General features: G+C 40.3%; 11 protein-coding genes. 5 read left to right on the top strand and 6 right to left on the bottom strand.

What is annotated here, in order from left to right; genetic code table 11:
• Positions 1-152 precede the first annotated feature (152 nt).
• From H5164_RS08625 to H5164_RS08605, 5 genes are all read right to left on the bottom strand, one after another.
• A complete protein-coding gene (locus tag H5164_RS08625) occupies positions 153-1,601 on the bottom strand; it encodes an OmpA family protein (RefSeq protein ID WP_182755663.1) in 1,449 nt (482 codons plus the stop codon).
• Positions 1,602-1,838: 237 nt separating this feature from the next.
• Positions 1,839-3,653: a hypothetical protein gene (locus tag H5164_RS08620; protein WP_182755661.1), complete on the bottom strand. Its 1,815-nt coding sequence runs from the start codon at positions 3,651-3,653 to the stop codon at positions 1,839-1,841.
• A 147-nt stretch (positions 3,654-3,800) separates the two neighbouring features.
• Entirely contained in the window at positions 3,801-4,433 is a 633-nt protein-coding gene (locus H5164_RS08615; protein ID WP_182755659.1) for a response regulator transcription factor, read from the bottom strand.
• 356 nt (positions 4,434-4,789) lie between these two features.
• Complete coding sequence (gene rluF, locus H5164_RS08610; protein WP_182755657.1) at positions 4,790-5,671, bottom strand: 23S rRNA pseudouridine(2604) synthase RluF; 882 nt, start codon at positions 5,669-5,671, stop codon at positions 4,790-4,792.
• Positions 5,672-5,803: 132 nt separating this feature from the next.
• Entirely contained in the window at positions 5,804-6,652 is an 849-nt protein-coding gene (locus tag H5164_RS08605) for a DUF72 domain-containing protein (protein ID WP_182755655.1), read from the bottom strand.
• A 267-nt stretch (positions 6,653-6,919) separates the two neighbouring features.
• On the opposite strand from H5164_RS08605, the gene H5164_RS08600 reads away from it, so the two are divergent.
• Positions 6,920-9,967 (top strand): transglycosylase domain-containing protein, encoded by a 3,048-nt coding sequence (locus tag H5164_RS08600; RefSeq protein ID WP_182755653.1) that lies wholly within the window; start codon positions 6,920-6,922, stop codon positions 9,965-9,967.
• Between the two features lie 80 nt (positions 9,968-10,047).
• Here H5164_RS08600 and H5164_RS08595 read toward each other — a convergent pair whose 3' ends face one another.
• Entirely contained in the window at positions 10,048-10,488 is a 441-nt protein-coding gene (locus tag H5164_RS08595; RefSeq protein ID WP_124017362.1) for a DUF3429 domain-containing protein, read from the bottom strand.
• A 313-nt stretch (positions 10,489-10,801) separates the two neighbouring features.
• Between H5164_RS08595 and H5164_RS08590 the strand changes: the two genes are divergently transcribed.
• From H5164_RS08590 to H5164_RS08575, 4 genes are all read left to right on the top strand, one after another.
• Positions 10,802-11,287: a GNAT family N-acetyltransferase gene (locus H5164_RS08590; RefSeq protein ID WP_182723418.1), complete on the top strand. Its 486-nt coding sequence runs from the start codon at positions 10,802-10,804 to the stop codon at positions 11,285-11,287.
• 461 nt (positions 11,288-11,748) lie between these two features.
• Positions 11,749-13,005, top strand: a complete 1,257-nt coding sequence (locus tag H5164_RS08585; RefSeq protein WP_182755651.1) for a DEAD/DEAH box helicase — start codon at positions 11,749-11,751, stop codon at positions 13,003-13,005.
• Between the two features lie 227 nt (positions 13,006-13,232).
• Positions 13,233-15,302 (top strand): PhoX family phosphatase, encoded by a 2,070-nt coding sequence (locus H5164_RS08580; protein WP_182755649.1) that lies wholly within the window; start codon positions 13,233-13,235, stop codon positions 15,300-15,302.
• 186 nt (positions 15,303-15,488) lie between these two features.
• Positions 15,489-15,875: a VOC family protein gene (locus H5164_RS08575; protein ID WP_124017366.1), complete on the top strand. Its 387-nt coding sequence runs from the start codon at positions 15,489-15,491 to the stop codon at positions 15,873-15,875.
• Positions 15,876-15,897 lie beyond the last annotated feature (22 nt).

The raw sequence follows: 15,897 nt of genomic DNA, 5'->3' as shown, positions 1-15,897 counted from the left end.
AACGTGCTTCTGCACCGTATTAATATGCTGAGTAATAATGTCTATAAATGTATTTGTATCAATGGATGAGAAATGCAAAGAGCAAAAAGGTAGCCAAGACTACCTTTTTGGGGGAACTTACAATTGTTTACTATGTAAGGTTTATATGTCGGTTATTTATTGTCAGAGCGTATCACCAACTCAACGCGGCGATTTTGCTTTTGGCCATTTTCATCAAGGTTATTTGCTATAGGTGAGTACTCACCCACTCCTTTAGCTTCAACTTGTTGTGCAGAAATAGAGAACTGTTTGATCAACCGGGTTTTAATCGCCGTCGCACGTTTTTCTGACAAGGTTTGGTTATAAGCTTGCGAGCCTTGATCGTCTGAATGTCCTACCACATAAAACAGTTGTTTAGGGTGTGTTTGTAGGTATTGAGCGACCACTTCTACAATTGGATAAGCTTCTGGTAATAGTTCATCACTGTCATATTTAAACAACAAACCGTCTAGCGCCACATGGCCTGTTTTGGCTATTTCATCGGTTAATCCCTGCAAATCAATACCTACACGATTATTGTTTAATGTAGTTTCTTCAATGATTCGGACTTCTGCTGCAAGATTGCCAACAAAGCCAATTACATACACCATTACGTACACATTTCCTTCCGGTCTTTCTAACTTATACAATCGATAAAATTGGCTGTCGTCACGGCCATTGGACATCAGTAATTTTAAAGCGTTATACATTTCTGTTTTTCGACCACATAGCTCACCTGTACAAGCATAAACTTCATTAAAGCCAAGCTTAGTTAATGCGTTTTGGTAATTAGCATTAATCTCGTATTCAGAATAAGTTCGAGGTAAGTTATAGCCAATATCTGTGATTTTACCGTCTAATTTTAGCGTCTCAAGTTTGTTACCATTCTTACCCACTAATACGGCAATTTGCCCAAAGGAATGGGTGGTATACTCATCGATATATGCGCCAGGTATACGAGTCAACATTGGGTGATCAGCTGAGTTTTTTTCATCTTTGTTGCTATTGTCTGTTACTGCTATTTCACTCACCTCTTGTGATAAATAACCTTGATTAGTGGTGACTAAATCTAGCGGCTCATCGATTACTTCGATAATATCGATCTCTACGCTGGTGGCGCGCTGCCAACCCGCCGCATATATGGACACATATACTTGTTTTTTAGGAAGGGTGATATAGGCAGTAATTAACGAGGGTGAACTTTTTGAAATTGTATATAGCGGTTTTATAAATTTGGCTAATTTCTCCTCACTACCACAACTTTCTTGCTCGCATTCAAAGAGGATACTGGCATTTAATGCCTTGAGCTGGTTTTTATAGTTATTGATTAAATGGGCAGGTGTATAAGACGGCGGCAATTCATAGTTAGTTCTAATCAGTTTACCTTTCACTTCTTTGGAAAGAATTTTTTTGTCTTCAATTGACGTTATCAATTGTACTGGTGTGAAATGCCGAAGTTCATTCTTTACTTCTTTTACGTCTTTAGGCTCAGAAAACAATTCTTGTGTTGTCGTCGAGTAGGCATTCATCGCTGGCATAGTCGTCATGATGACGGCAAATGATATAAGCACGGGTTTTAACATATCAACTCCCTGTTGAAATAAAGTATCCAATAATATTAAGAAAGAACCTTAAACGTGCCCATAAGATATTCAAACATCATCAGGGTGTAAATGAATTGCGATTAGAATTACAGATTGATTATTATTTTTGATGTTTGTTTTTATATTAAACATTCAAAAGGATGTTTTTCTGCGGAATGAATAAATCCCCATAAGCTAACGCTATGGGGATTTTTCATTAATATCAGTCTGCTACCTTTATTGACCGAAAATCAATGGATTAACTTGGTCGTAAAGGTGTTGATACAAGGTTTGGGTAAACCCTGCGTTGTTATCAAACGTTACCGAGACATTATTTGCTGTAGACGCTTGCATTGCTTTATTGAGTTCAACTTTAATCAGTTGTTGATTATCAAGTACAAAGTAGTCTGGATACACGTATTGTTGTGCAGAGCCTTCGACGATTTCTGCAACTTCAATTAATAACTGATCACTTGGGCTATTGCTTTTAGTCATTTGAAAACGTTGTTCAATACTGCCGTCACTATCAAGTAGTGCAATAGTTTGATTTTCTTCATCGATGCGAATGTTATCAGGAAAATAAAACTTAAATAAGATTTCCGCCATAATAGTAGTAGAGAGCGTTTCTTCAGTCACAGAGCTTGATAGCTCATAAGTTTCATAATCATCAACGACACGACACATTACGTCTGCGGATTGAGTCACGGTTAATCGGTATAGAGTATCAGGCCAGGTTAATGTATCTAACTTTAATATTTCTGGGGCCATATTTAAAACCGATTGCCAATAATCACTCGTATTAGCGTTAGTCACTTTATCGATATCAATAGTAATAGGTACATACGTACCAGAGTATACAGTGTTGTAGGTATTACCAGTAATTGTGGGTTCAATTATTGGACCATTATCTTCGGTATACCAGCGTTTATCTGTTTTATTCCAGCACTCTGTTATTATTTCATTTCCCTCATCTAATGAAGCTTCAAAAGCTAGCGCCTGATTAGGTTGAACCGCAACCCAAGAGAGTGTTTTGGTATTGTCGGCATTTTGTATTGAAAACGCATTCATATCAGCCGACATGGTCAGTGATAATGTATTGGTAAAGCCTTTTTCGTTGATGATATTACCCAGCACAATATCCCAATCGTTTTGGGACAAAATACGTGAATCAATAGGTAACTCTGTAAACCCTAATGCGATCGCAGCGTCACTAAACAGTATGTTGGCTGCGAGAGTATATATATCAGTTGAGAAAAACTCTTCTGCTGAAAGGCCGCTGGCGCTTAGTTTTTGCCAAAGTTCCAAATATGTAGCTGCCAGAATTTTCTCTGCTGCAATTAAGTTGGGTATTTGGGTTGCAATGACTTGCTGTAAATAGGCAATTGCGTACTCGAGGCGGGTAAAGCTTGTTTTAGCCGATGCGTCAGCAGAAACAGAATATAAGCTTGCTGCATCTAATTGATATAAGATTGCTAATAAAGCATCTAACTCAGTCGATAGCTGATCAATTTCGCTGTCAGACAAACTTTGATTTTTCATCTCTATTACACGAGAGAGTTTAATATGTGTCAGGTTGTTAATCGCACCATTGTATTGTGGACTAGCGATTAATGTGCCTTTCCCTGCATTACTAACGATAGCTTTTGGCGCAGAACGCTTGGTTGGATTTTTAATATTCAGCGCCAAAGAGCGTGCTTGAATTGCTTGAGTTGCCGTTGCTGCTTCCCAATTAGCCACTAAATAATAATCTGGTGTTTCGACTTCACTTTTCCAGTCTATTTGGTAGTTACCGTCAACATCTGTAATCGTAAAAGGTTCATCATTATCACAGGCCAAGTTTTGGTTTAAATCGGCACAAACAGTCGCACCAGATAATGCACCTTGATATACCGCGAGACCAGTTGCTTGGTGATTGTATTCTGATACAGGCGGCGTAGTTGGTGTGCCAGAGTCTGGTTGAGTTATTCCGGTATTAGTATCATCGTCAGATGAACCGCAACCGATTAAGAGTGCGCCAGAGATCAATATGGCTAATATGCTTTTATGGTGCATTAATGTGTCCTTACATTATGGATGAAGTGTTGTTAAAACAATGAAAATATCTAATGTTAAATATTAAGTGAGCCTAACAATGTATCGTTTAATTGATACATTGTTAGGCGCACTTTTTAAGTATTAACTGGAGTATTAAATAGGGGATCAGCCAGCAGCGAAGGCAAATAATTGGCCGCGGTTTTTTATCTTGGTTTTTTTATAAATATTTTGGACGTGCATTTTGACTGTGTTAACCGAAATGTTGAGCTCTTTGGCCATTTCTTCGTTGGTTAATCCATGCAGTATGAGTGACAAGACTTGTTGTTCTTTTTTGGTGGTGACCGCAAGTATTTTGGCGCGATTACCTGATGATGGAATACGCTTTCTTTGCAAGATATATTTGGATACCGCTTTGGGATGGAAGCTGATTTCTCCATCTTGTACTTTTTTGATACTTTGTATTTGGTGGGCGATATCGTCATCGACACTGATTGCGCCATGAAATCCTGATGAAATAAGAATGACTTCTAATTCCACATTTAATGCAGGACAAAATGCTATATGCAAATCATTTTTAAATAATTCGACGCATAAATAGCCAATATCTTGTAATGGATTTTCAAGATAATGAACCATAATATTGGTGTCATTTTCCAGACTAGACGCGTTGGATAATTCTGATAATGCATCACTAGCACTAGTCGGAATTAAGTTAAATTGGATCAGATTCGCAAGGTGCTGAAATTGCCCATGAAGAAGGACAGGGAAATCTACAATTAGAAGGTTATTGCTGAACATGTCACATTCCTTGTTTAAAAACACAGCGTCCTGTTGCTGTCATCTATCAGTCTTTATCGTAATAAAGCGGGTAAAATTCTAGCATATCTAACATAAATAAAAAAACCATTCTGTATTAATTTTGATCAACATTATGCATATCAAATAGTTATCTCTATAAATACATAATCAAACACTAAGTGCTTATATTAATTGTTTTTTATATGAAACTGGCTTTTTTAAATTTGGTACAATATCAATTCTACAGCATTACAACCTCTTTGAATACTGTAAAATGATTAATTTACAGACTGAAGATATCTTAAGTGATATGTCATTTATGCTGTAGTAAATGTGAGTTTTGCAAGCCCTTGAGTTTAGCGTTTCGGTTTTCTTGAGTGGCTAACTTTACCTTTGTTTGCTGTCGGCTTTTTAGGCTTAGCTCCTCTATTTTGCATAAAATGCTCAGGGCCTTCAATTTTATCTCGTAAGCTTTGGGCGGGCTTTTTCTTGGCTTTTTTTGGGGCGTTTTTGACCTCTGACGAGGAATGCTCAATTAATTTCATTAAGGTACTGAGTTCTTGCTCATCTAAATCGCGCCATTCTCCCACTGGCAACCCTTTAAGCGACACGTTCATAATCGATTGGCGTTCAAGTTTAGTGACTTCAAAGTTGAAGTGTTCACACATCCTGCGGATCTGACGATTAAGGCCTTGGACTAATATAATTTTAAATACAAATGTTGAAACTTGTTCAACTTTGCACTTTTTAGTGATGACCCCTAGCATGGGCACACCCGCTCGCATTCCTTGTAAAAAGGCTTCTGTGATAGGTTTATTTACGGTGACCACATATTCTTTGTCGTGATTATTACCGGCTCGGAGGATTTTATTAACTAAATCACCATTGCTGGTAAGAAAAATTAATCCTTGCGAATCTTTGTCTAAACGACCAATTGGAAATACACGTTCGCTGTGGTTAACAAAATCGACAATGTTATCACGCTCGGAGTTTTCAGTAGTGCTCACAATACCCACAGGTTTGTTGAGTGCAATAAACACTAAGTCCGCTTCATCTCGAGGGGCGATATCATGGCCATTCACTTTTACTTTATCGCCGAATTCGACACCGTCACCAATTTTGGCACGCTTACCATTGATAAATACATTACCTTGTTCAATATAGCGGTCTGCTTCACGACGTGAGCAAATACCACTCTCACTAATGTACTTATTTAGACGGGTTGCAGATTCACTCATAGTGGTTCCTTTAACAATATAAACGGGCGGTATGGCTAAGCTAGATCGGCGCAAATAATATCATAAAATACAGTATTCTGTTCACCGCTATTTGTGCCTTAGTATGCTGTTGGTGTTGGATAAAAGTGAATGTTACAAATCAAAGCCCATTTGCGTTGTGCTGTGCCGATGTTGCGGTAATAAATTAATATCTGGCAGCGGCGATGCACTGTGTGTTAGCTGCTGTTGGAGTAAGCGGTATAAATCTACCGCAAGTTGCGGTGCCGCATGATTATCTGGAGTGTGGACAAATAAATAAGGCTGCTTACCTTGAGCTATCCAAAGTGGTAACTGTTTAAGCCAGTTTTGGAAAAAATGTACGTTGGCTTCATCTTGTGGGTGACCAATAAAGCGCACCACTGGATTGTTGGCGGTAGCAATAGCGTGTACAGGTACTCGGGGCTTTTTTTTATGGGCATCAATGACGGCAGGTGTAGTTGGTGCGGCGGCAAAAACCGGCCGAGTGTCCATAATAATTCGATTACAATGATGGGTGATAAGCAAACGGTTTAATGCTTGTTCCGCTTCTCCTTTAGCAAAAAAAGCACTGTTACGTACCTCTACGCCATAAGTTAACCCTTGAGGAACTTGAGCTAAAAATTGTGCTAATTGCGGTAACGATTGCGGCCCAAAGCTGGCGGGAAGTTGGATTTTCCATATCCCAGTGCGAGTAATCAGAGGTTCCATGACGTTGAAAAAATGTTTCAAGGCAGGACCTGTATGTTGTAGCTGTAATTCGTGCGTAATCTGCTTGGGCAGTTTAAAGGTAAAACTAAAATTGTCATGGGTTGCTGCGTACCAATTTTGCACGTTTTGTAACGATGGTATGGCATAAAAAGTGGTGTTGCCTTCGACACTATTAAATATTTCTGCATAGCGTGCTAGCCGGTGAGCTTGGCTATTACCGTAGATAGTTTGTTGCCACTGATTTTGTGACCACATGGCCAAACCTAGTCGCAATGGTGGATAGTGTGTGTGCGATATGTTGTTATCCAAAACAATCCTTAGACTTGATAAATGCTTCTTGTGCCAAAACAGCGATATTGTGGTAATAAACGTTTAAAAAACAATATTTAGTTATTTTGTCTATATCTAATGGCTTTACCCATCTGATAAAATTAACACAATATACATCCGCGATGTGTTTAACATATCAACGACAAATAAAATGGTGCGTTATTGTGATCTTATGCGTTAGATGGAGAGTTCGTGTCTAGTCCAAATACAGACAGTCAGTTTGACAATTATCGGCCTAAAACGTCTCCCGCCAAACCGCTACCGGTTCGTCGCAGTAAAGCGGGTTGGCTGTTGATAGTGTTATTATTAGCAACCGCTTATCTGGTCGAGTTTGAGGTAAGAACATCGTATTATCAATCTTATTTTTTGCACCAATATGCCAGTAAGTTAACCTACAAAACCCGAGATTATCGCAGTGATGCGGTCATCTATCCGCAATATGGTCCGTTTGATGAGCGCCATGGTTACAGTCAATTACCGAAGAAAATTGCTCGATTAATTGAGCGCAATTACCAAATTATTCAGCAAGTCGCGTTTTCGCCGATGTTGATGGATTATACCCAAAAAGGTTTTTTCCCGGCGTATCATGAAAAAGCCCAATCAGGGTTAAGTATAAAAGATTGTCGTGACATGACGGTATTCGACTTCTTGTACCCTAAACGTGTTTATCGAGATCAAGATAAAATTCCAGATCAAGTGGTTAACACTTTGTTGTTTATTGAAAATCGAGAAATGTTAAGCCCTGAAGCTAACTATAATCCTGTCGTTGATTGGCCTCGATTTGTGTTGGCTGCAGCAAGCCAGGTTGCGGATATTTTTGGTGCTGATATGTCTAAAGCTGGTGGTAGTACCTTAGCCACCCAAATTGAAAAATTTAGGCATTCAAATCATGGCTTAACCTTAAGTATCAAAGACAAATTATTGCAAATTGGTTCGGCCATTGTACGAGTTTATCAGCAAGGCGAGAGCACCGTTGGCGCTCGGCATCGCATAGTACAAGATTATCTCAACACAGTACCGTTATCATCGGCTCCCGGTTTTGGTGAAGTCCATGGTATTGGGGATGGTTTATGGGCTTGGTTTAAAACTGATTTTAATCAGGCCAACCAATTACTATTGAGCCGTCATACACCACAAAATGGTGCTCAGCGTGGCGAGGTGTTTCGTCAAATCGTGGCACTGATGATCGCCCAACGTCGGCCGTCATATTACTTACGCCAAGGTCATGATGATTTAGAGTCGCTTGTAGACAGTTATTTGCGTTTATTGGGTGGCGATGGCTTGATTGAAACGCAATTGATGGTGTCTGCTCTTGAGCAAAAACTAACATTTAATAATAGTAAGTTGGCAGTCACTAACTTGCCTAGCAATAAAGGGGTTAATGCAGTAAGAATCCGCACCGCGGGCATGCTCGACTTAAGTTTGTTTGATCTTGATCGCTACGACTTATCGATTAAGAGTACATTTCATGGCGACTTACAGCAGCAAGTTAGTGATTACTTACGCAGCTTAGCTTTTGAGCCAAATGCACAGCGCATAGGATTATTGGGAGAACGTCTACTGTCGGTACCGCAGTTAGACAAAGTGCTCTACAGTTTTACTTTATATGAAAGCACCGATAGTGCTAATCGCGTCCGCATTCAAACCGACAGCATTGATCAGCCGTTTGATATTAATGAGGGCAGTAAATTAGAGTTAGGTTCGACAGCGAAACTGCGAGTACTAGCCACATATTTAGATATTATTGCAGAGTTACAACAGCGATTTTCAGCCATGACAGTGGTTGATTTACGCCAAGTGGATGTGGAGCGCAAAGACAAAATTACCCGTTGGGTGGTCGATTATTTAATTACCACCCGTGACCGTAATTTAACCCGGATGTTAGATGCCGCTCTTCAGCGCGAATATTCGGCCTCACCAGAAGAACGATTCTTCACTGGCGGCGGTTTGCATGTATTTAACAATTTTAATAAGAAAGAAGACAGCCGCGTACCAACCTTATATCAAGCGTTACAAGAATCGATAAACTTACCCTTTGTGCGCTTAATGCAAGATATTGTTAATTACAGCAGTAGTTATAACAGTGAAGGCAGTGTGTCACAGTTACTGCGTAATGATAAAGATCCTCGTCGAGAAGAATACCTCAAAGCATTTGCTAAACGGGAAGGCAGTTCGTTTGTAAAACGTTTTTATCGTAAGTATCGTCACTTAACGCCAGAACAGCGTCTTGATATGTTTTTTGATGGTATTCAGCAACAGGAACAAAAGCTAACTGCCGTTTATCGTTATTTAAAACCCTATGACGGGGTCCGTGAATTAACAGCCTTTTTAACTGAGCGTTTACCGAGCAAAACGTTTACCGATAAACAAATTAATCTGTTATACAGCAAGTACGGCGAAGAAAAGTTTAATTTAGCTGATCAAGGTTATATTGCTCGGGTTCATCCATTGGAGCTGTGGGTGTTACGTTATTTAAATGACTACCCACAAACCGAATTGACCCAAGTATTAGATGACGCGCAACCACAATTACAAGAAGTGTATCGTTGGTTGTTTAGAACTCGCCATCAAAATGCACGTGATGTTCGAATTCAAGTGATGCTAGAAGTCGAAGCATTTTTAAGTATTCATCAGCGCTGGGTGAGAATGGGTTATCCATTTGATTATATGGTGCCATCATTAGGCTCGGCTTTAGGGAGCTCCGGTGATAGGCCTGCAGCCTTGGCGGAGCTAATGGGTATTATTCAAAATGATGGCTATCGTTATCCCACTGTGAGAATTGACCAATTACAGTTTGCAGAAAATACGCCCTATGAAGTGACATTGGCTAATAACAAGCAAACAGTATCCAGAGTGATGCATCAAGAAGTCGCTCGGGCCCTTAAACGGGCGTTGGCTAATGTGGTTGAAAATGGAACTGCCAGAAGGCTTAAAGGCAGCTTGCTAGATAGCAACGGCCAACCTGTGGTTATGGGCGGTAAAACCGGGACTGGTGATAACCGTATTGCGACTGAAATTCGTAATGGTCGTAAAGTGTCTTCAACGGCAATAAACCGTACTGCGACATTTGTGTTTTATTTGGGCGATCATCATTTCGGAACTCTAACGGCGTTTGTGCCAGGAGAGAAGGCCGACGATTTCAGCTTTACTTCCGCACTGCCATTACAAGTGCTTAAAGGTATGATGCCTATTTTAGCGCCAATGATAAATCAAACTGAGCAGTGTCAAACTGGCTTATAGTGGGTTTATTAGGTGTCTTTGAGTCAGCTAGAAAAAAGCTCATGCGATTAAGCATGAGCTTTTTAATTAATTCAATGGCATTAAACACTAAAGAGGCTCAGCATCACCACAATATGACATACTACCGCGACACTGGTTAATATTGTGCGTAATGTGATATAGCTGGTGGTGGTTGATAATTGTTTAGCTTTAAATTCAACATAGAGTAAGTACAGATAACCACTAACGAGCAGAATAAGTGCGGACAATACAAAGGGGGTTAATAGTGCAATCCAGCATCCAAGAGCGATTATGTTACTAATAATCAGTAATTTGGCTATATTGTCATCTAAGGTTAATATGACTGCCTTGCCCCAAAGTGTACCGGCAACAAAGCTTAAAATTACAGCACTATAGCTAACAAACCCTAACATAGTCATTTCGGGTGCTAATAGGCTATGATTGAATGCCAATACACTGAGAATAATAAAAGGTAATAGGCCTGCAAAGCCTAACCATTGCCATGTTTTAATGCTGTTCATCCTGTGTTCCTTAAATGCATGTTGATACGACAACTCATCGTCATAGTGCGTCGATGAATAAACATAACCTCAGCGCTGGATAATAAACGGTTATCAAATTACCCTTTGAGCCACTATCTACCCTGTATCGACTTATAATAGGCAAGTTATTGATGTGTCAATATGCCTTGTTAGTGCAATACGCGGCCAGTTTGTTATTACAAACTTGAAATAAAACCGTTTTTTAACGATTTATCCCATCTCTTATTCAGAGTTGAGGTTATCTATAATATAAATGATCTTGGTGACACAACATAGAAAAGGCGAACCCGAAATGAATATTTCTCTTCATCCCATTACTGAAGCAGATTTAGATATATTGTTTGAATTTGAGAACGACCCTATTGCGAATAAAATGGCTGATTTTCCAGCGCGTAAACGCAAGGCTTTTAATGCACATTGGCAGCAAAAAATATTGGCCAATGAGAAAGCCACCGCCCAAGGTATTTGGCTAGATGATGTGCTAGTGGGTAATGTTCTATCATGGATCAATACCGACCCGGCAGCAAAATCTGATCCTCAAATGCGTTTAGTTGGCTATTGGATTGGCCGTGAATATTGGGGCCAAGGTATTGCTACCAAAGCGTTAGAAATGTTTTTAAAGCAATTTATATCGACCCCTGTATTTGCTTACATCGATAAGCAAAACCAAGCGTCACTAGCACTAGCGTATTCAAATGGATTTTTCGACGTCACCGCCCAATATCCCAAGCTAATTAGCAAAGATAATTTACGTTTATTTAGGCGTGGTAATGTTTAATATGCTAGCAGTTTAATACTTATCACCTGATCCACCGCTTCAACTGCCACTTATTAGCGTGCTTTTTGGCAGTATTTTCAGCCTGAGATGTTTTAGTCTCTGTTGCATCAGTGTCATTGATTTTAGATGCTACATTGTTAACCAGTTCAGTTTGCTTGGCAGGCTTGAAAATACCGCTCATTAGCAAGAAGTCCACCGTTTCGCGAGCTCATGGCAACATTTAGTGAAAACATCGTTGTAATGAATAAAGCTGCTGATTATTTTAATGTCTTCAGCTGTATATGTCAGATTCATTTAACTCAGTATTTTCTGTCACAATAGGTTCATTGTACTGAAGATGTGTTCAGCATCGTATCAAACGGCTAGTTTCATTAACCACAATCCATATAATCAAAACATAGAGCCTTTGTTTTCACCAGAATGAGCGTGATAAACTGCGCATCCACCTGTTTGGAGTTTTTATGTCTTTTGCAGATTTGTCGCTACATCCCATCTTGATCGATCGTTTAGTTGAACTTAATTATCAGCAGCCTACACCGATCCAGTTACGTGCTATTCCGATTATTTTAAGCGGTAAAGATGTGATGGCGGGGGCACAAACTGGCACGGGAAAAACGGCCGCTTTTGCTTTGCCTTTACTGCACCACATTTTAAGCAAGCGCACAGTACCAACAACACCAGAAACCCCCAATACAAAGGCCGTCATTAGCTGTTTAGTATTAGTACCAACGCGTGAACTGGCCCAACAGGTTCAGTCGAGTATCGAGCAATATGCTAAAGGCAGTGATATTGGCTGTGTGATGGTTTATGGCGGGGTGAGTATTGGTGCGCAAATACAACAGTTAGCCGCAGGTACTGATATTTTAGTGGCAACACCAGGGCGTTTATTGGACTTATTACGTAAGCGCGCATTGTCGTTGTCGCAGTTAACTCATTTAGTATTTGATGAAGCTGATCGCATGTTGGACATGGGTTTTAAAGATGAAATAGTCGAAGTACTTAAGCGTTTACCAAGTGCCCGGCAAACTCTGTTGTTTTCAGCCACGTTAGATGACCGTATGCTCAGTTTTAGTCGCCGTTTATTACGATCGCCACAAGTGATTGAAGTGGCCCAACGCAATGTTACAGCCAGCAGTATTGTTGAGCGGGTATTTAATGTTGATGCCAAACGAAAGTGCGCCATCTTGTGTCATTTAATTGCCCAAGAAGGTTGGCAACAAAGCTTAATATTTTGTCGCACCAAACAAGGCGCCGACGCACTGGTAAAGCAAATGAAACAAGCGGGAGTTGCAGCAGAAGCATTTCACGCAGACTTATCACAAGCGGTGCGCGAGCAAGTATTGGCCGCCTTTAAAGCCGGCGATGTCACCGCATTAGTTGCCACTGATGTTGCGGCCAGAGGACTCGATATTAACGAATTAAATTATGTAGTTAATATGGAATTGCCGTTTCAAGTTGAAGATTATGTCCACCGTATCGGCCGAACAGGCAGGGCCGGTAAGCCAGGGCAAGCCATTACTTTACTCAGTGTTGATGACGAGCCGTTATTGATCAAACTTGAAGTTTTTTTAGATCGACGTTTGCCACAACAATGGTTGGCTGGATTTGAGCCTGATCTTGATGTGATCGCTCCGCTAACCCGTAAAACCACTAAGTCTTCATTAAAACAACAAGCGCGTAAAAAGGCATTGGCAGCATCTCACGGTAAAAAGCGTTAAAAATCTATTTTATTCGCTGGATCGTGATGTGTTATTTACCCGCCTATTTAATATTAAAATGAGTATCTGAATATCATCACATTTGGCGGTGTGGTGATTGTCTTTTTATTGCCACATTTTTGTCATCCAGTTTGTACCTTGTTGTCACATTAGACGCTTATCTTAACTGACAAATAATTATACCTACATTTAATCAGTTATTTTCAGAGCATATCTAAGGACTATTTATGAGCAAGGCGACATTTGATCCAACTCGTTTTAACAACAGCAAAAATACACCTTTCAATGAAGTGATGGAAAATCATTTATCGCGTCGTAATTTTGTTAAGCGTGGTTTAGGCCTTAGTGCGATGACTGCGTTTGGTGGGTTCGGGTTAAGTGCTTGTGGTTCTGATAATAATTCTGCAGCAGAAACGCCAACAACGCCTACCGCACCAGTTACGCCAACTCCACCGCTTAAAAGCTCAGCAGTATTAGGTTTTGAATCTATTGCGGGTTCTAAAACTGATGCAGTAGCAATTCCTGCAGGGTATTCAGCTTATGTATTAGCACCTTGGGGAACGCCGTTAAATACCAAAGCAGCAGCCTGGAAAGCCGATGGCAGCAATACCGCGGTAGATCAAGAAAACTCAGTTGGGATGCACCATGATGGCATGCATTTCTTTCCGCTTAACGATGCCGCAGATGATGGTTTATTGTGTATCAACCACGAATACATAGATGAAGATGCTCTGCATCCAAATGGTCCGACGTATAGCACTGATGGCAAACGCACAGTAATTGATGAAATACGTAAAGAAATCAATGCTCATGGTGTTTCTGTTGTACGAATTAAATTAGTTAGCGGTATTTGGCAAGTGGTTGAAAATGACCGCCACAACCGCCGTTTTACAGCTGCAACTGTGATGGATATAGCAGGGCCATTAGCGTACAGCTCATACCTTGAAACCCGCTATTCACCAGATGGTAGCCAAACGCGCGGTACGTTAAATAACTGTGGTAATGGTTATACGCCTTGGGGAACTTACTTAACGTGTGAAGAAAACTGGCCTGGTTACTTTGTTAATAACGGCACCTTAACGGAAGATCAAACCCGCATTGGTATTTCAACATCTGATACTCGTTATGGTTGGACCCATTTAGCTGGTGATGACGAGGAGCGTTTAGATGAATTTTCTCGTTTTGATATAACGCCAACAGGTTCAAGTGCCACAAACGATTATCGTAACGAAGCTAATGGTTATGGTTATATTGTTGAAATTGATCCATACAATCCCAATTCTCGTGCGATTAAGCGCACTGCATTAGGTCGCTTCCGCCATGAAGGTTGTGTGTTTGGTAAGCTTGAAGAAGGCAAACCAATCTCATTTTATTCAGGCCACGATTCACGTTTTGAATATTTGTATAAGTTTGTTTCTGATGCTCCATGGGATCCTGCAGATGCAAATAGCACTAATCGCCTAACTGTAGGCGACAAATACATGAATGCTGGGACTTTATATGCAGCTAAGTTCAGTGAAGATGGCATCGGTGAATGGTTACCATTGACATTAGATGGCATGACGACTGACGGCAAAACTCTTGCAAACAGCTTTGATTCACTCGAAGCCATTATCATCAATACAGCTGGCGCAGCTGACTTAGTGGGCGCAACACCAATGGATCGTCCAGAGTGGACAACCGTAGATCCATTTACTGGTACTGTATATTTAACCTTAACGAACAACAATAAACGTACCGACAGCACCAACCCTGCTAACCCACGATTAAATAACAACTTTGGTCATATTATCCGTTGGGATGATGGTGAGACTGCAACAGAGTTTACTTGGGATATCTTTGTGTTTGGTTCACCAGCTGATGGTGATGCCGAGACCAACTTATCTGGCTTAACGGATTTAAACCAGTTTGCTAGCCCAGATGGTTTATCGTTCGACCAGCGCGGTATTTTGTGGGTACAAACTGATAATGGAGCCTCGGAAGTCACCGAAGAAACCAACGATCAAATGTTGGCAATTGTGCCATCAAGCATGCTTGATGCCGATGGTAAACAACAAGTGTTGACCGCAGACAACCAAACTCAGCTTAAGCGTTTCTTTGTTGGCCCTAATGGCTGTGAGGTTACTGGTTTTGCGATTACGCCAGATTATAAAACGGTATTTGCTAATATTCAGCATCCTGGCAACTGGCCATATTCAGACAAAGCTGACGAAATAACACCTGCAGGGATTACAGTACGTCCACGTGCGGCGACTGTGATGATCCGTAAAAACGATGGTGGTGAAGTGGGTATCTAGTCTGAGTGATTATCGTTAAAGATAATCGATTAGATTTAGACTGATTTCTGACTGCTTTTCAAGTAGATAAAAATCCTGATAGACTTATGCTATCAGGATTTTTTTTACCTTTATACTATTGATAATTCATTTTATTAAGTGTTTAGTTTAAAAGGTTTTTTTAAGAATAGGTTTATAAGGACAACCATGCTAAATGGAATTCATCACGTCGCGATTATTTGTGCCGATTACCCACGCTCAAAAGCGTTTTACAGCCAAATATTAGGCTTAAAAGTTATTGCGGAACATTATCGCCAAGCACGTGATTCTTACAAACTCGATTTAAGTTTGCCCGATGGCAGTCAAATTGAGCTGTTTTCATTTAATGGCGCACCGCCAAGACCCAGTTATCCAGAGGCTCAAGGTTTGCGCCATTTAGCGTTCAAAGTTGATGACATCGATGTTGTAGTTACTCATTTGCAGCAGAATAATATTTCGGTTGAGCCTGTACGTATTGACGAATATACCGGCAAACAATATACCTTTTTTAGCGATCCAGATGGACTTCCGTTAGAGCTTTATCAAGTCAGTTAACTTATTTCGACCAGACCGCTCT

This window comes from Shewanella sp. SG41-3 (genome assembly GCF_014164545.1).
GTDB lineage: Bacteria > Pseudomonadota > Gammaproteobacteria > Enterobacterales > Shewanellaceae > Shewanella > Shewanella vesiculosa.
Note: the sequence above shows the minus strand (reverse complement) of the source record. Positions and strands in the feature narration are given on the sequence as shown.

What these genes read in the sequence shown, in the direction of transcription:
- rluF (WP_182755657.1), bottom strand. Translation starts at nt 5,671, where the DNA reads ATGAGTGAATCTGCAACCCGTCTAAATAAGTACATTAGTGAGAGTGGT.
- H5164_RS08575 (WP_124017366.1), top strand. Translation starts at nt 15,489, where the DNA reads ATGCTAAATGGAATTCATCACGTCGCGATTATTTGTGCCGATTACCCA.
- H5164_RS08620 (WP_182755661.1), bottom strand. Translation starts at nt 3,653, where the DNA reads ATGCACCATAAAAGCATATTAGCCATATTGATCTCTGGCGCACTCTTA.
- H5164_RS08615 (WP_182755659.1), bottom strand. Translation starts at nt 4,433, where the DNA reads ATGTTCAGCAATAACCTTCTAATTGTAGATTTCCCTGTCCTTCTTCAT.
- H5164_RS08595 (WP_124017362.1), bottom strand. Translation starts at nt 10,488, where the DNA reads ATGAACAGCATTAAAACATGGCAATGGTTAGGCTTTGCAGGCCTATTA.
- H5164_RS08625 (WP_182755663.1), bottom strand. Translation starts at nt 1,601, where the DNA reads ATGTTAAAACCCGTGCTTATATCATTTGCCGTCATCATGACGACTATG.
- H5164_RS08590 (WP_182723418.1), top strand. Translation starts at nt 10,802, where the DNA reads ATGAATATTTCTCTTCATCCCATTACTGAAGCAGATTTAGATATATTG.
- H5164_RS08585 (WP_182755651.1), top strand. Translation starts at nt 11,749, where the DNA reads ATGTCTTTTGCAGATTTGTCGCTACATCCCATCTTGATCGATCGTTTA.
- H5164_RS08605 (WP_182755655.1), bottom strand. Translation starts at nt 6,652, where the DNA reads ATGTGGTCACAAAATCAGTGGCAACAAACTATCTACGGTAATAGCCAA.
- H5164_RS08580 (WP_182755649.1), top strand. Translation starts at nt 13,233, where the DNA reads ATGAGCAAGGCGACATTTGATCCAACTCGTTTTAACAACAGCAAAAAT.